The organism is Paenibacillus sp. BAC0078, assembly GCF_054483875.1.
Genome location: NZ_JBTLRW010000032.1, coordinates 1 through 16896, shown reverse-complemented (window position 1 = coordinate 16896; position 16896 = coordinate 1). Strand labels below are relative to the sequence as shown.

General features: G+C 52.9%; 11 protein-coding genes. 10 read left to right on the top strand and 1 reads right to left on the bottom strand.

The features are described from left to right. Nucleotides 1–87 precede the first annotated feature (87 nt). From ACX1DY_RS30160 to ACX1DY_RS30125, 8 genes are all read left to right on the top strand, one after another. Nucleotides 88–2454, top strand: a complete 2367-nt coding sequence (locus tag ACX1DY_RS30160) for a bifunctional diguanylate cyclase/phosphodiesterase (RefSeq protein WP_458967806.1) — start codon at nt 88–90, stop codon at nt 2452–2454. Nucleotides 2455–2579: 125 nt separating this feature from the next. Then, on the top strand, nt 2580–3203 hold the full coding sequence (locus ACX1DY_RS30155; protein ID WP_458967805.1) for an acetate uptake transporter: 624 nt from the start codon (nt 2580–2582) through the stop codon (nt 3201–3203). A 265-nt stretch (nt 3204–3468) separates the two neighbouring features. Continuing rightward, nucleotides 3469–5613, top strand: a complete 2145-nt coding sequence (locus ACX1DY_RS30150) for a bifunctional diguanylate cyclase/phosphodiesterase (RefSeq protein WP_458967804.1) — start codon at nt 3469–3471, stop codon at nt 5611–5613. Between the two features lie 95 nt (nt 5614–5708). Further along, entirely contained in the window at nt 5709–6062 is a 354-nt protein-coding gene (locus ACX1DY_RS30145; protein ID WP_458967803.1) for a hypothetical protein, read from the top strand. Between the two features lie 174 nt (nt 6063–6236). After that, entirely contained in the window at nt 6237–7121 is an 885-nt protein-coding gene (locus ACX1DY_RS30140) for a helix-turn-helix transcriptional regulator (RefSeq protein WP_458967802.1), read from the top strand. 356 nt (nt 7122–7477) lie between these two features. After that, nucleotides 7478–8764, top strand: a complete 1287-nt coding sequence (locus tag ACX1DY_RS30135) for a glycoside hydrolase family 27 protein (RefSeq protein ID WP_458967801.1) — start codon at nt 7478–7480, stop codon at nt 8762–8764. A gap of 682 nt (nt 8765–9446) precedes the next feature. Beyond that, on the top strand, nt 9447–9923 hold the full coding sequence (locus ACX1DY_RS30130; RefSeq protein ID WP_458967800.1) for a DsrE/DsrF/DrsH-like family protein: 477 nt from the start codon (nt 9447–9449) through the stop codon (nt 9921–9923). 152 nt (nt 9924–10075) lie between these two features. Further along, entirely contained in the window at nt 10076–11587 is a 1512-nt protein-coding gene (locus tag ACX1DY_RS30125) for an aminotransferase class V-fold PLP-dependent enzyme (RefSeq protein WP_458967799.1), read from the top strand. On the opposite strand, the gene ACX1DY_RS30120 is transcribed toward ACX1DY_RS30125, so the two are convergent. Next, nucleotides 11573–12217 (bottom strand): TVP38/TMEM64 family protein, encoded by a 645-nt coding sequence (locus ACX1DY_RS30120; RefSeq protein ID WP_458967798.1) that lies wholly within the window; start codon nt 12215–12217, stop codon nt 11573–11575. The genes ACX1DY_RS30125 and ACX1DY_RS30120 overlap by 15 nt on opposite strands. A gap of 163 nt (nt 12218–12380) precedes the next feature. On the opposite strand from ACX1DY_RS30120, the gene ACX1DY_RS30115 reads away from it, so the two are divergent. Both ACX1DY_RS30115 and ACX1DY_RS30110 read left to right on the top strand, forming a co-directional pair. Then, entirely contained in the window at nt 12381–15515 is a 3135-nt protein-coding gene (locus ACX1DY_RS30115; protein ID WP_458967797.1) for an ATP-binding protein, read from the top strand. A gap of 11 nt (nt 15516–15526) precedes the next feature. Continuing rightward, nucleotides 15527–16621: a response regulator gene (locus tag ACX1DY_RS30110; RefSeq protein ID WP_458967796.1), complete on the top strand. Its 1095-nt coding sequence runs from the start codon at nt 15527–15529 to the stop codon at nt 16619–16621. Nucleotides 16622–16896: the final 275 nt, after the last annotated feature.

Genomic DNA, 16896 nt, shown 5'->3' with positions numbered 1-16896 from the left:
GCGCTGCAAAATATTCCCTAATCATGGTACACTGTTCATTGTGGTACTTATTTCCTATAAAGTCGAATTACAATAAAGGGGAGCATCATGAAGCTGCGCAAAAAAATAATGATCTTCATTAGTGTCGCTGGCATGCTTGGCATAGGGACTACCTATCTGCTCCTGCACCTCATCATGCTGAACCGTTTCGAGAAGCTGGACGAGGCCGCTTTGCAGGACAAGCTGAAGGACACGGTATCTTCCTTTCAGAATGAACTGCTGAATATGAAGGCCGGTCTGCTGAATTATTCACTTCGGGATGAAACCTACCGGTTTATGGAATCCGGAAGCTCGAATACAGCCGCCGCCGCCCCGGATGATGCTTTTATCCGCAGCAATTTTACCCCGACAACCTACGAAATCAACCACTTCGATGTGATGGCTCTGCTAGATAAATCAGGGAATCCTCTTTACGGCGGCACTTACGATTCGAAGCTCGGGAGCGTGTCTCCGCTGACAACAGAGCTTCGTACACTGTGCAAATTGATCAGCAGCCGGCTGCCTGCTTTATCTGATGCGGAGGACAGCAGGTCCGGCATTGTGATTCTGGATAAAGGTCCGATGCTGATCACTCTTGCCCCTATAAGCAACAACAACAAAGACATGCCGGTAGCCGGCACCGCCATTGCCGGAAGAATGCTGCTGCAGCAGGAAGCCAACCATATCTGGAATGCTGCCGCCTCCGGTATTCAGATTGCCAGAAATACCTCAGGAATGCTTGCACAAAGCGAGGGGAAGTCTGTCTGGATGAGTCCGCCCTCCAGCAAGTCGATGTCGATTCATACCGTTGTGAACGATCTGTTCGGCAACCCGGGAGTGGTCATCACCCTGAAGCAGCCGCGCCAAATATATGAGGGCGGGAAAGAATCTCTTTACAGCTTCCAGCTGCTTTTCTTTATCATGACTCTGCTGCTCGTCGTGATCAGCCTGATCTTCGTCAACCGCTTCATTCTGGGCCGGATGTCTTCATTAATCAGAAATATCCGCGCCATCGGCAACAGCAAGGATTTATCCATTCGTATCAGCGGCACCGGGCGGGATGAATTCAGTGATGTGGAACGTGAATTCAACCGGATGATTCATTCTCTGGAGCAGGCGCAGGAGGAGCTGCAGCAGCAATCCATGCTCGATCCGCTGACCCAGTTGCCTAACCGTTCGCTCTTCTTCGCCAAGCTCAACGCGGCAATTGCCGCAGTGAAGGGCAGCAGCAGGCAAATTGCTCTCGTCTTTATTGACCTGGACCATTTCAAGACTGTCAATGATACGCTCGGCCATGATTTTGGAGATGCCATGCTCAAAGAGACCGCCTTACGGATATCGAAGGCCGTCGGCAAATATGATGTCGTATCACGCCTTGGCGGAGATGAGTTCACTATCCTGCTCGCCGACATTCCCGATTCCTCTGCCATCACCGCCCAGCTGTCGAGGATTCAGGAAGCTCTCTCAATGCCGCACCATATCCAGGGGCACCTGCTCTATAATACGGCCAGTATCGGGATCAGCATTTATCCCCAGAACGGAGAGGATGCCGACTATCTGGTCAAGCAGGCCGACCTGGCGATGTTCCATGTCAAAGAGACGGGGCGTAATAATATTTTTCAATACTCAGAGGATTTGGAAAACAGCATTAGACGCAAGAAGGTCTTGTCCCAGCATTTGCTGTCTGCGTCTGTCAATAATGAGTTCGAGGTCCATTACCAGCCGATTGTCCGCACAGATGATTTACAGGTGCATAAGGTGGAGGCTCTGTTGCGCTGGAACAGCCCGATTCACGGGTCGGTCTCTCCGGAAGAGTTCATTCCCCTCGCAGAAACCAGCGGCTCCATTGTCGGCATCGGCGGCTGGGTACTGCGGCAGGTATGCGCTGATGTGCGCCGCTTCCGGGAAGACGGCCTGATCCTCACCGCTGCAGTCAATATTTCAGCGCTGCAGCTCATGCAGCCCGGACTGCTGGAGCTGCTCCTGGAGCTGCTGCGTGAATACGGGCTGCCGCCCTCCAGCCTGGAGCTTGAGATTACAGAGAGTGTGCTGATCTCCGGGGATGAAATACTCCAGTCGGTCCAGCAGCTTAGAGCACACGGGTTCCGCATCTCTCTGGATGACTTCGGCACCGGATTCTCTTCCTTAAGCTATCTGCGCCGCTTCCCTGTCGATGTAATCAAAATCGACCGCTCCTTTATTGCCGAGATGACCCCGGGGCCGCAGGGCGACGTGCTTGTCAAAACCATCATCGAGCTGAGCCACAAGCTGGGGCTGCGCGTTGTGTCCGAAGGCATCGAGCTGCTGGAGCAGTTCGACATGCTCCGCCGCCTGGGCAGCGATGAACTGCAGGGCTACTATATCAGCAAGCCGATTACGGCCCGGGAGATTCCAAGATTTTTATTGCCGGAAAATCTGTTTTGGAGCAAAAAATAGGCGTTTCCTTTATAGGCAAGCTTTCGGCGATATGATATGATAGGCAGGCTGATAACAGCACCCGGCAACGGGTGCTGTTATCGTATGCGAACATTTTTTGAAAAAATTGGAGGCTTTTTATTCTCATGTCAGCGCAATCGCCTAACACCCAGTCTGTCAAAATCATCACCGCCGACCCTAGCGCCATCGGCCTGTTCGGACTGGCTATCGTCACCCTGGTCGCTTCTTCACAAAAGCTCGAGATTACAACAGGTCTCAGCTACGCCATCCCCTGGGCTATCTTCCTCGGAGCCTTCGCCCAGCTATTCGCATCCATTCAGGATGCCAAGCACAACAACACCTTTGGCATGACCGCTTTTGGCGCATACGCCTTCTTCTGGTTCGGGATGGCTGCAAGCTGGCTGATCAAGCTCGGCGTATTCGGCACGGTTCTGGCAGAAAGCGTAGATCCCAAGCAGCTTGGTTTTGTTTTCCTGGGGTATCTGGTGTTCACGCTCTTTATGACCCTTGGTGCGGTAGAAGCGAACAGAGTGCTGCTCATCATCTTCGTGTTAATTGACTTCCTGTTCCTCGGCCTGACGATGGATTCCTTCGGAATCGCTGCTGAATTCTTCCACAAGCTGGCCGCCTGTGCAGAGCTGGCTATCGGGATTGTTTCGCTGTATGGCTGCGGCGCATCCGTGCTGAACGCTCATTTCGGACGCACATTCCTGCCAACAGGAGCTCCGCTTGGTATCTTCAAAAAATAGTGTTGCCTGCTAACGAAAACCTCATCATGATATAACTGTACGAACAACGGGTAAATACAAGCTGCCGTTTAAGGGCGGAAGGTGTTTACCCGTTTTGGTTTTTATAGGCCCACTGTAACCTTCCCCCTTGCACAAAGGCGATAAAAATGACATGCTATAGAAACACCTACGACATATATCGACATCTCTCTGCGGTGCGGGGAACTGTTTTTAAATGAACGGCAATTTTCTAATGTTGAATTTTCTCGGGTATCGGAGGCATTCTATGGCTTTCTTTAATAAAAAGCCTTTAACGATCATCCTCGGCTTCTTAGTCGTACTTCAGCTCTCATTGTTCTACTATTATTCTTTATCCATTGACCGGGAATACCGGGCTGAAAAAGCCGACTTGTCCTCGCAAGCAGTCATGCTTACATCGAACATTGAAGAGAGAGCCTCGATTGTCAAAGGCGTCAGCTCGTTTATACAAACGGTTGGCTTTAAAGCCGATCCTAAAATTATTAATCAATATTTAATCACCGCATACAACAACAACTCAAGCAATGTTATGAATATCATGATCGCTCCGGACGGCCTCATCCATTATCTTTATCCTCTCACAGGCAATACAGCGATTCTGGGAAAAAGCCTTCTGCTTGATCCCTCCCTGTCCTCACCCGGCATGGTTCAAGAAACGATCCGCTCCCGCGGCATTACGATAGACGGTCCCCGGACACTGGCCCAGGGCGACTACGGCATGGTAATCAGACAAGCTATTTTTAATGGCAACTCATTTGCCGGTATTGTCTCTGTCACTCTGAAGATTGACAATATTCTGGAGCAGCTCCCGCTTAAAGGTGCCAATCTATATGTAACGGCAGAGGATCACACCTTTTTGTTTGGCTCCCCCCTACATAAGGCTGCCCAACAGATTACAGTTCCTATTAAAGTCTATAATCAGCATTGGCTGATGGGTGTCTCTATGCCCTTCCACAAGAAATGGGAGATTGTCCGCAGCGTGCTTTGGATCGACATTGCCTTTCTGCTCATTATAGCTTTTATACTGTATATCTATTGGCATCAGAGCCGGTTCAACCGCGAGCTGGAGCGTGTGGTCAGCATTCGGACCCGCGATCTTCGTGTATCGAAACGCCTGTATGAGAAGCTGGCGCATTTCGACAGCCTGACCGGGATTCCGAACCGGCTGTATTTTCTGGATGAATTTGAGCGTTTGCTGCAGTCGGCAGATGAGACACAGACCTATACCTTGTTTTTCTTTGATTTGAACAGATTTAAGGAAATCAACGACACGCTAGGCCACTCTACAGGTGATCAGGTAATCAAGACGCTGGCGAACCGGCTGAAAAACGGAGAATTGCCTTACAAGCTGTTCGCGCGTACCGGAGGTGACGAGTTCGTCATGCTCTTCTCGGACCTGCCCCGGGAGAATATTGCCGCTATTGCTGAACAAATCGGCGGACTGATCTCGGAGACCCTGCTGATCTCCAGCGCACATCTCAGTCTATCGACCAGTATCGGCGTCTCTTTGTACCCGGAGCACTCGCAGAACAAAGATGATCTGCTGAAATTTGCCGACATGTCGATGTATCAAGCCAAATCGCTGGAAGAGGCCAATTATTTTATCTTCGATTGGGATCTGCGCGAGAAGCTGGAGCAGAAAACGATGGTCGCCAAATATTTGCACTCTGCACTGGAGCGCGAGGAGTTTGTGCTACACTATCAGCCGCAGATCAATGCCGTTACCGGTAAAATGACCGGCATGGAAGCACTGATCCGCTGGAACCACCCGGAGAAGGGCCTCATTGGACCGGGAGCGTTCATCGCCGCCGTGGAGGAGGCCGGGCTGATGATTCAGCTTACGGACTGGGTGCTCCGCGAGGTATGCCGTCAGCTCTGCGAGTGGCGGTCAGCCGGAATGCCACTGCTGCGCACATCCATTAATATCTCCAATAGCTGGTTCTATAACCGCAACCTAATAGAGAATCTACTTGCGGTCCTTGATCAATACGGGCTGGAGACAAATGTGCTGGAGTTCGAGATCACGGAGAGTACCGCTCTCCTGGAAGAGCATTACCCGGTGCTTCAGCAGATGCGCGACCACGGCATTGTTGTCTCCATCGACGATTTCGGCACCAAATATTCTTCACTGAACTATCTGAAGCATTTCCCGGTCAACAAAATCAAAATCGACCGGACCTTTATCACCGGCATTGGCGTCAGCTCCATTGATGAGACCATCATTAAATCCATCGTCTTTGTCGCTTCACAGCTTGGCTATGAGCTGATTGCCGAGGGCGTGGAGACTGAGGAGCAGCTCGAATTTCTGATCAAGCATAACTGCCATCATATTCAAGGATTTTTCTTCTTCCCGCCGCTTCCGGCGGAAGAGATACGCAAGCTCGAATCGTAAGCAATGCTCCGGATCGGCAGCTTGGTAATAACCCTCTTAATCAGTATAATAAGAAAATAGCGGTGCCGTCCCTGCGGGGACGGCGGCAATCCGTGATGTTAATCCGAAAGGAATTCGAGAAAATGAATGCGTTATCAACAACCGAATGGATCGTAACTGTTGCCTTTGCGCTGTTACTTGCCGTTATCGCTTACCGCGTTATCCGTAACATGCCAAAGATGGCTGGAGATATTACAGCTTTTCGCAAAAGAACGCTGGTCTGGACCCAGGTGGCGCTTGTGCTGACGGTGCTTCAGCTCAACTTCAAAGCAGGCGACTGGCGTTTTGGGATTATTCTGGCCCTGATTGTGCTGTTCACCGGCAGTATCTGGCTATCCGCCCGCCATTATGACCTGCGCCGGACTGATGCTCAAGGGTCTGAGGATCAAGAATCAGCCCCTAAAGAATAGGTGTGCAGCCTTGTGGTACTACGCTGCAATATAAATAAGCTCCCGGATGGGGGCTTATTTGATTACATCTTCCTCCCAATGTGCCTTTCTTGCAGAATTTGATGTTCTTTCGAATGAATTCTATGTACAATGAGCAAAAGAAGCTTACTTAACCACTAAGTATGGAGGGATTTTGTGACAAACCAAAGCAGCCACGGGGTCTACGGATTCCGCTTCAGCGAGCCGGACCGTCTGCCGCTATTTAACCTCTTCGCGGTCGGACATGATATTGTTGCGGATTCTTCCTATCACTGGAACGGCATGGAGCGCACAGATGGGCCGCTGCTGCTGTTCCAATACACTGTGGAGGGAGCCGGAATGTTTGATACAGGGCAGGAGAGCCTGCGGATCGGCCCCGGGCGTGCTTTTCTTGCGGAAATCCCCAGCAGACACCGCTACTATTATCCTGGCGGCTCCGCGCCTTGGGAATTCTTGTTCCTGCTCTTCAGGCCGCAGCCCCTCCAGCCTCTCTGGGAAGAAATCAAAGCAAAGCTTGGACCTGCTCCACTCATTGACCCCGGCAGCACACCGATTCGCATACTCCGTGATATTGCCCGCGAAGCTCATTTCGGCAGAATCGCGGACCCATATATTGCTTCCTCATTACTGTACCAGTTCATGATGGAACTCGGCAGACTCTCCTTGAGCGGCCCGCGGACCGAGGCTGAATGGCCTGCTGCGGTGCGGGATTCCGTCCAATTCATCAAAGCACACTATAACTCCATGATCGGCCAGGAGCAGCTCGCCGAGAAGATGGGGCTCTCCAAATTCCACCTGCTGCGGACCTTCAGCAAATATGTCGGCGTCACCCCAAATGAATATGTAAACCGGGTTAGAATCGAACATGCGGTAGAGCTGCTGAGAACAACCGATTGGAGTATTGAAGCCATCGCGGTTCAGGTTGGTTATTCCAGCGGCAGCTATTTCATTAAGGTGTTTCAAAAGCTCACAGGGCAGACTCCAGGGTCCTTCCGTTCCGGGAACGGCAGCCTGAATTACAGCCGGCTCTTTTTCGACTAGCGACCTCTATATAAGTTGAATTTTAGATTTTCATATTGGGGTCTGGTCGTAACTGCGGGGAATGTTTGGACTTCCGGCCGCTGTTGTTCACAGATTTCCTGATTGGACCGCTGTACGTGGTAGAAATCCGTGAACAAAGGCGGTCACTGTCGCTCCGTAAGTATCCAAACTTCCCCTCCGTCACTTCTGCCCTTTTTATTCATTTTTAAAGCCCAACTTATACAGGAGCAATTTTGTGCTATTCAGGAGACTATTTTATTGTGGAAATCTGCTCTGATAGTATTCTATGATGGAACTGTTACAGCAATTTTATTTCGCAGCTTCTATCAAGAAGCGCTAAGGAGAGCGACACAATAATGAGCCATTTACAATATGCCAAGACCCCGCCTATGGGGTGGAACAGTTGGGATTGCTATGGAGCTGCAGTTACCGAAGAAGAAATCCGCGGAAATGCGGAATATATGGCGAAGAACTTAAAGGAATTCGGCTGGGATACTGTCGTCGTCGATATTCAGTGGTACGAGCCGGGAGCTGTTTCCTCGCAGTACCGTCCGTTTGTACCGCTGGTCATGGATGAATATTCCCGGCTGCTGCCGGCGGTAAACCGTTTTCCTTCCGCAGAAGGAGGACTGGGCTTCCGCCCGCTGGCCGATTATGTGCATAGCCTTGGTCTGAAATTCGGCATTCATATCATGCGGGGAATCGCCAGACAAGCTGCACATGCAGCAACACCAATCAAAGGCACTTCGGTCACAGCCCGCGATATTGCGCACACCAATTCCATCTGTCCCTGGAATACGGACATGTACGGCGTCGATGCTGAGAAGGATGGGGCGCAGGCCTATTATAATTCCCTCTTCGAGTTGTATGCCGAGTGGGGCGTGGACTTTGTAAAGGTTGATGATATCGCCGCTTCGAGACTTTATGACACCCATCAGCCTGAAATCGAACTGATTCATCGGGCCATCCAGCACTGCGGACGTCCGATGATTCTGAGCCTCTCGCCCGGCCCCGCTCCGGTTCCTTATGCCGATTTCTTGGCTGAGCGCGCCAACATGTGGCGGATCACCGACGACTTCTGGGACCGCTGGGAGCTGCTTCTCGACATGTTCGACCGTTGCGAGAGCTGGCAGGGACGGGCCGGCGGCGGCAGCTGGCCGGACTGCGATATGCTGCCTCTGGGCCATATCGGCATCCGCTCGGTAGACGGCGGCGGAGCCGACCGCTGGACCCGTTTTACACGGGAGGAGCAGGTTACGATGATGACGCTGTGGAGCATCTTCCGCTCACCTTTGTTCTTCGGCGGCGAATTGCGGGACAACGACGAATGGACAAATGCCCTGCTGACCAACCGCGACGTGCTGGACATGCACCGCAGCAGCACCGGAGCGAAGCTTGTCAGCCGCAAGGATGACAAGGTGGTCTGGTCGGCAGACGGCGGCCACGGAATCCGCTATGTTGCCATGTTCAATACCGGCGAGAAAACCCAAGAGGTCCGTGTGCGGCTATCCGAGCTGAACCTGGAAGGCGCGGTATCGGTCAAGGAGCTGTGGAGCGGAACAGAAACACACAATCTCAGGGATGAGCTGTCTTGCGGCATCCTGCCGCATGGCGCCGTGTTATTCCGGGTTACGTACGCTTAGTATATACGTCTGGTAGGAGAGTGCGGAGGGGAAGTTTGGATACTTACGGAGCGGTAGCGTCCGCCTGAGAGCTTTCCGTAGAAAAGCTGGCCGTATGATTAGGCTGTCTGCGGATTTCATCCGCGAACAGCGGTAACAATCAAGAAATCTGCAGGCGGGCAGCGGCCGGAAGTCCAAACATTGCCCGCAGTTACGATCAAACCCCAATTTGAAAATCTATAGTTCAACTTATATACATCTAATTGTATTTTGTGCAGTAGATTAGTTGCGCAAGGTCTTTGAAAAGCGGTTTTGTTGTATTTTGTACAATAGAAATTACGCTTCTAACCAAAATTCAGCCTCAATGCAAAGATCTATCCTGAAATAACGATGTCCGAACAGAGGACATTGTTATGGAAGCCTCGAATTTGGCGAAGCCAAATTGAGGGCCTTCTATGAAATTTCATCGTCTGAAGTGCCGCGAAAGAGCGGCATGGCTGTCTACTGTACGAAATACATTAGAATTACCGAATAAGACACTCAGAGCAGTATTCTACTGCACAAAATACATTTACATATCATTTCCCCTCTCAAGTACCCGCAAACTCCCCCTTATCTTCAGCTATTCTGTGACAACAAGCATACTTCTTCCCTCCATAACCATACTAATGGCATTCTAGGTTTTCTATGGAGGGAATCAAAAATGGGTAAACGAATGAATCTGCTAATGTTCAGCGGGGAATATGACAAGGCGATGGCCGCACTGATTCTGGCCAATACGGCACGGGATATTGAGGTTGAGGTCACAATGTTTTTCTCCTTCTGGGGATTGTTTCTGGTCCGTGACCCCGAGAAGATGACGCTGGAGGACAAGACCATCTACGAAAAGCTGATGGATGTGATTACGCCGAAGGGACCAGAGCAGCTGCCGCTCTCGCGGATGAATTTCAGCGGTCTTGGCCGGATCATGCTGGAGGAGATGATAGAGGATCAGGGAGCGCCCAAGCTGATTCATTTTTTGAAGGGGGCACGCAAAAAAAACATCAAATTCTATGCCTGCAAGCTCTCTGTGGAGATCATGGGCTTCAAGCCGGAGGAGCTTCTGCCTGAGGTGGAGATTATTGATGCCGCCGCTTATCTGAAGGATGCGCTGGAAAGTGACCTGCAGCTCTTCATCTAACCGCCATATCTGGGCTTTAACCTATCTGCTGCTGCGGGCATATACTGAGGCCAAGTAGAAACAGATACCGTCCATAAGGAGCCTACGCTTCCGAAGCAGCGATGCAGATGCTCCGTATTTCAGGTATCCGTTTCAGCAAGGAGGGATTGCCCGTGCTGAGTATCAACCGCGCCTCATTGGCAGAGAAGCCCGCCCAACTGCAGGAGCATTTCGCAGCTTTCCGCGAGCGTACCATTGGCAACCGGCATTATATCTCCACCCCCTATGGCCGTCAGCCGCTGCTGTATGCCGATTGGACGGCCAGCGGCCGGCTCTATGAGCCCATTGAGCGCAAAATCCAGGAGACGTTCGGGCCTTATGTCAGCAATCCCCATACGGAATCCAATACAACGGGGCTAACCATAACTCTCGCCTATAACGAGGCGCGAAGCATCATCAGGCAGCATGTGAATGCCGGGCCGGAGGATGCTCTGCTCTTCTGCGGCAACGGCACAACCGGCGCGGTCAACAAGCTGCAGCGGATGATGGGCCTGAAGCTGCCGGAATGGCTGCGTGAGGAATACTTCTATGCCCCTGAGGACCGTCCGGTAATCTTCGTCAGCCATATGGAGCATCATTCCAACCTGCTGCCCTGGCAGGAGGGCATCGGAGATGTAGTTACCGTTCCGCCGGCAGCGGATGGAAACATTGATCTCCGGCAGCTGGAAAATCTGCTGCTCCTCTACCGGAACCGCCGCTGGAAGATCGGCTCGTTCACCGCCTGCTCCAACGTCACAGGCATTCAGACGCCATATCACAAGCTGGCCGCCGCCATGCACCGGCACGGCGGGGTTTGCTTTGTTGATTTTGCCGCAAACGCCCCCTATGAACCGATCAACATTCACCCCGCAGAGCCGCTGGAGAAGCTGGATGCGGTCTTTTTCTCCCCGCATAAATTTCTCGGCGGGCCCGGAACGGGCGGAGTGCTGCTCTTCGATACCAAGCTGAGCAGAGGCCGTCTCCCGGATGAGCCCGGCGGCGGGACGGTCGTGTGGGTCGATGCCTGGGGCGAACGCCGCTACATTAATGCTGTGGAGGTCCGCGAGGACAGCGGCACGCCCGGATTCCTGCAGGCGATCCGAACCGCACTGTGCCTCAAGCTGAAGGAACAGATGAACGGCGACGGCCAATTCATGATGGTAAGGGAGCACGAGCTGTGCCAGAGGCTGTTGACCGGACTCGGCTCCATTCCGGGCTGCTCCGTGCTTGCGGGTGAGCATACCCGGCGGCACGGTATCGTATCTTTTACTCTGAAGGGCATTCATTACAATCTCGCTGTGAAGCTGCTGAATGACCGCTTTGGCATTCAGGCCCGGGGAGGCTGCTCCTGCGCAGGCCCCTACGGACATCATCTGCTGGGGCTGGATCAAGAGCTGTCTCATAAGTTCATCCAGGCCATTGAGGCTGGGGACCAGTCTCTGAAGCCGGGCTGGGTGCGCCTCTCGCTGCACCCGATTATGACCGACAGTGAAGTGGACCGGATGATTGCCGCCGTCCGCAGCATTGTGCGCCACATCGGTGTCTGGAAACAGGATTACCGCTATAACCGCTCTACCAACGCTTGGCTTCACATCACCGAGGAAGCTGCGGAGACGCCGGCTGTAAGCGGATTATTCGCCCTGTAAGGATTCACCGGCTGGAGGCCGCTCCTCCCTTAGCCGCGCAGCCCGGGCGAACCGGGCCTCAATCGCTTTTACTCCCCACAGCGACAATCCGATAAACAGCAGCACATAGATGATTTCAGCCGGACGATGGATAAACCGCTCTGCATCATTGCCGATATAGGAAACTGCAAACACCATAATGGCTTTGCCTGCGGACAATGCAATCAAGTAAGAACGCAGACGCATCTGCGCAAGTCCTGCTGCCATGTTGATCACGACAAACGGTCCCACCGGAAACAGGCTGAGCAGAAAAACATAGCTGAAGCCGCTCTGGCGGACCCAGGTCATGCCCTTAGCCACTTTAGGCCGCTGGCTCCATTTCCGCAAATAAGGGTGTGAGGCGATTGTACGGATAATCAGGAACGTCGTCACACAGCCGGCAACCAGGCCGAGCCAGGAATATAAAAACCCGAGCCATAGCCCGTACACCGCACCGTTTAAGCCCACTATAGCAATGGTCGGCAGCGGCGGCACGAAGGATTTCATAAAGGTCAGCCCGATGCCGGGCAGCGGCCCCAGCGAGCGGTATTGCTCAAGAAGCTGCCGCAGGCGCTCCTCAGTGAGCCATGACATAATATCTAAAAAGAACATAGCGGTTCCGCTCTCCTCATCTACAGTTGAAATAGTCGGCGCTTTGCTTAATTATACATGACTTTCCGCCGCCAGATAGCGGCTTCTTTTCTGCCATTCACTGGACAAGCGGAAGCCGCCGGGGCTATGATGAAATTATTGTCAAGCATAAAGTGAGGTTTTCATGAAATCCCTGGATTACAGACTGTTCGCCAAAAGAACCCTTGCCCTGCTGTGCCTCTGCCTGCTGGGTGCCGCCGCACTGATGCCCCTGATCAGCGGTTCCGCGTCCAGTTGTTCCCGGCCGAAGGCCGGTATGATTGATCTGTCCGCATGCGCCTTCGATGATTCCTCCACCTTCAGCCTGGATGGTGAATGGGAGTTTTATTGGAACGCTCTGCCGGAGCCGCAGTCAGGGCAACACCGGATGCCGGAACAACCGGCTTATATTTCTGTGCCTGCACCCTGGACCTCCCCCTTGCAAAATGCGAAATACAACCGCTACGGGTACGCGACCTACCGGCTGGTTGTGAGACTTCCGGCGAATACGCCCGTCCTGGCGCTTAAGGTGAACAATATCCGCAATGCCAGCCGGGTATTGGTAAACGGCGTTGCCCTTGGCGGCAGCGGTACTCCCGGCACCTCTCCGGGCAGCAGCAAGCCGCTCAACCGTCCCTACTCACTCTCTTTTAACAACAAAAACGGCCGGGCTGAAACCCTGATTCATGCATCCAATTTCAACTATGTCAGCGGAGGCATTATTGAGTCAATCCGCATTGGAACGCCTGCGGCCATAGGGGCGCTTGAGCAGCGGAACAATACCTATGATATCCTGCTGGTGGCAGGCTTCGCCTTTATCGGCTTTTACTTTTTCGGGCAAGGGCTGCAGCGGAAGGAGGACAACCCCTCGCTCCAGCTTGCGATGTACTGCTTCACGGTTGCGCTGTTCATACTGACACACAGTGAGAAGCTGCTGTTTGACTTCTTTCCTTCCATATCCTATGAGTGGTTTAGCAAGCTTCAACTCATCTCAGGGGTCATCGGCTTTTCTTTTGCAGCCAGCTATACCTATTCCCTGTTCCCTGCTTTGTATTCCAGAGCCTTTCGCTGGGTATCCTTCGCCTACTCTGCGGGTTTTGTTCTTCTCACTCTGGCAAGCAATGTCAGCCTGTATTCCAAAGCATCCAATTTCATACTCCTCTTCAGCCTTCTGTCCATTTGCTACACCCTGTACATCATGGCCAGAGCAGCATGGCGCAAGGAAACCGGCTCGTTTTATCTGCTGATCAGTGTAATCGCCGCCGTTATGTTCACCTTGACTATAGCCAGCAATCTGCTGCTGGGAACAGAGTTTTATGCCATACCGCCGGTAGCCGGTCCGATATTCATCCTCGCCGAAGGGCTATTCCTGTCCGCAAGACAGGCTTACGCCTACGAGACGATCAAACAGCTCTCACAGCAGCTTGAGCGCAAGGACAGGGACAAGGACGAATTCCTGCTGAAGACCTCCAATGAGCTGCGCACACCGCTGAATGCCATTATCAACATTTCGCTTTCACTCTATGAAGGTGCAGGCGGCAGCCTCACCCCCTCCCAGCGCGAGGATATGCGGCTTATCCTGGGCACAGGAAGACGGCTCGCCTTTCTGGTCAGGGATATCCTTGATTATGAGCAGATCAAAAGACAGCGGATTACCCTCCACTGGGGAATCGTGGACATTCAAGGCGTCGCGGGTATCGTCATCGAGGTGTTCCAGTTTCTGAACAAGAAGGACAATATCCGCATTAAGAACCGCATCCCGCCTGCCGTATTCCTGGTAGAGGCCGATGAGCACCGGCTGATGCAAATTCTGTACAACCTGCTGGACAACGCGCTGAAATTCACGGACCGCGGCAGCGTCGCCTTCGAAGCCAGACAGCATGGCGATTACGTGTCGATTACCGTGGCTGATACAGGCCGGGGCATACCGGCAGAACTTCTGGAGAGTATCTTCCGTGACTATGAGCAGGTTAATGAAGCAGATTCGCTGGAGAGCGGCGGGCTGGGCCTCGGGCTTGGCATCACGCGCAAGCTTGTGGAGCTGCATGGAGGAAGGATTGAGATCTCCTCCACACCGGGAAAAGGAAGCAGCGTCACCTTCGACATTCCGGTCAGACAGGCCGTTGCGCCTGCTCCGGCAGAGGAGAGTGAGCCGGAGCAGCGCGAGCTGCTGCTCACTCCGGTAAAACCGCCTGCAGAGCTGCCGGATGAAGACACAAAATATCCCAAGCTTCCGCAGGAGCCGCTTATCTCCGGCAGCGATGTGAGTGCCCCGCGCATTCTTGTGGTCGATGATGATTACGCCAATCTGAAGGCGCTGACCAACCTGCTGTCACTTGAGAACTACAGAATCTCCAGTGTGCGCAGCGGCAAGGAAGCGCTGGCGTTGCTGTCTGCGGACCGTGATTTTGATCTTTGCATTATTGATGTCATGATGCCGGAGATGTCGGGCCTGGAGCTGTGCAGAATTATCCGCGATACACACAGTCCGCTGGATTTACCTATCCTGATGGCTACCGCCGGGCAGCAGCTCCACTTAAGCGAACCGGCGTTCCGCGCGGGTGCGAATGATTTTATACATAAGCCGTATGCATGGAGCGATCTGAAGGGGCGCGTCAAGACGCTTATCCAGTTGAGAAGATCGGTATCCGACCGGCTCAGCTCGGAGATTGCCATGCTGCGAGCGCAGATCAAACCGCATTTTCTATACAACGCCATCAATACGATTATCTGGATGAGCGCACGCGATCATGAGAAAACCCGGCAGCTGCTGTACGATCTGAGCCATTTTCTGCGCGGAAGCTTCGATTTCAGCAATCAGGAGACGGCCATTCCGTTCGAGAAGGAGCTGGAGCTGATTGAGGCGTATCTGTCACTTGAGCAAGCCCGCTTCGGCAAACGCCTGAATGCGGAGTACAACATCGAAGCCGCCGAATTCTCCCTTCCGCCGCTGATTGTGCAGCCCATCATCGAGAATGCGGTCCGGCACGGGCTGATGGAGCAAATTGGCGGAGGAACCGTCGTCCTCTCCACCCGGCAGGAAGGCGACCTGATTGTGATTACCGTATCCGACAACGGCAAAGGGATGAGCGACGAGCAGCTCTCCTCCTGGATGAAGGAGGATTACCGTTCTCCTCACGGAGAAGGGACCGGAATCGGCCTGAAGAACATTAACCGCAGACTGCTGAAGCAATTCGGACACCCGCTGAAGATAAACCGGGGAGAGCAGGGCGGGCTTGAGGTACATATAACAATTCCTTGGAAGGGTGAAGCCCTCTGAATTATTCCGTAATGGTTGTAGACGATGAATGGCCGGCACTGGAGAAAATGAGTGAGCTGCTGCTTCAGTGTGAGGGGATTTCCTCCGTCCAGGTTTACGATAATCCGCGCGAGGCCTTCGAGGCGGCGGCTGAGCTGAAGCCGGATATTCTGTTCCTGGATATCCAGATGCCCGAGCTGTCCGGCCTGGCTTTTGCCGAGAAGCTGCTGCCGTTCTCGCCGGACACTGACATTGTATTTGTGACCGCGTACCGAAATTACGCTGTCGAGGCCTTTGAGCTGTCCGCTGTCGATTATTTGCTGAAGCCCGTAGACCCGCCACGGCTACTCAAAGCATGGGCCAAAATCCTCTCCAAGCGGACATTGCCCGTCGCTTCAGAGCAGCCAAATGCTGCGGCCAGCTTCCAGTTCCTTGGCGGGTATGAATTAACCGGCCCTCATGGAGCGGTGAAATGGAGCACGCACAAGGCAGAGGAGCTGTTCGCTTATCTGTGGATTCACAGGCAGGGCAGTGTCAGCGTGATTCTGAATGATGTGTTTACACAATGGAATTATGAGAAAGGCAAGCAATATCTGCACACCACCGTGTACCAGATCCGCAAAACACTAAAAAAGGCCAAGCTGGACGATAAAATCGAGCTGATCTTCGACAGGGAGAACTACCGGCTGGAATCCCGGGACATCGCGAGTGATATCGAAAAATTCCAGGATGCCGCTTCGCTGGCGCTGCAGGACAGCAATCTGGACAAGCTGCATGGGGCTGCTTCGCTGTATGCAGGCGACCTTTTGCAGCCTCTAGACAGCCTGTGGGTATACCCCGCCAGGGACAAGTACCGCCGGCTCTATTTGAAGCTGATGGAGCAGCTTACTCTGGGGCTGATGCAGACAGGCCGCCACTATGAGGCGGAGGAATATGCCGTACGCCTGGTAGAGCTGGAGCCGCTGGAGGAGAGCTATTCGCTGCAGCTTATCTCCATTTACTTCGAAATCGGCAAGCCTTTGAGGGCACAGCGCCGGTTCACCCAATTCAGGGAGGCTTACAAGGCCGAAACGGACGACGAGCTGCCCGACTGGTTCCTGGATGTGTATAAGCGCTTGGGGAAATAGAGCTGCCGGTGTCTTTTGCAATAATCCAAGGTGAACAATCAAGTAGAAACGGCTACGCCGTCCTTAAAAAGACGGTATCCGTTTCAGTGAGAAATAGAAGGATAATTTATAGCGTGAAACATATAGATTCTTATATTTTTAGTGAATACTCCCACCGCCTATAGAGGCGGGGGCTTCTTGTTTCGACGATCGCTGCCTTTTTGTAGAAAGGTCTTACATGATCTCCACAAGCGTTCGATGCAGTATGCATCCCGTTCGGGGCAAACCCTCCCTAC

What these genes read in the sequence shown, in the direction of transcription:
- ACX1DY_RS30160 (WP_458967806.1), top strand. Translation starts at nt 88, where the DNA reads ATGAAGCTGCGCAAAAAAATAATGATCTTCATTAGTGTCGCTGGCATG.
- ACX1DY_RS30155 (WP_458967805.1), top strand. Translation starts at nt 2,580, where the DNA reads ATGTCAGCGCAATCGCCTAACACCCAGTCTGTCAAAATCATCACCGCC.
- ACX1DY_RS30150 (WP_458967804.1), top strand. Translation starts at nt 3,469, where the DNA reads ATGGCTTTCTTTAATAAAAAGCCTTTAACGATCATCCTCGGCTTCTTA.
- ACX1DY_RS30145 (WP_458967803.1), top strand. Translation starts at nt 5,709, where the DNA reads ATGTTAATCCGAAAGGAATTCGAGAAAATGAATGCGTTATCAACAACC.
- ACX1DY_RS30135 (WP_458967801.1), top strand. Translation starts at nt 7,478, where the DNA reads ATGAGCCATTTACAATATGCCAAGACCCCGCCTATGGGGTGGAACAGT.
- ACX1DY_RS30130 (WP_458967800.1), top strand. Translation starts at nt 9,447, where the DNA reads ATGGGTAAACGAATGAATCTGCTAATGTTCAGCGGGGAATATGACAAG.
- ACX1DY_RS30120 (WP_458967798.1), bottom strand. Translation starts at nt 12,217, where the DNA reads ATGTTCTTTTTAGATATTATGTCATGGCTCACTGAGGAGCGCCTGCGG.
- ACX1DY_RS30115 (WP_458967797.1), top strand. Translation starts at nt 12,381, where the DNA reads ATGAAATCCCTGGATTACAGACTGTTCGCCAAAAGAACCCTTGCCCTG.
- ACX1DY_RS30110 (WP_458967796.1), top strand. Translation starts at nt 15,527, where the DNA reads ATGGTTGTAGACGATGAATGGCCGGCACTGGAGAAAATGAGTGAGCTG.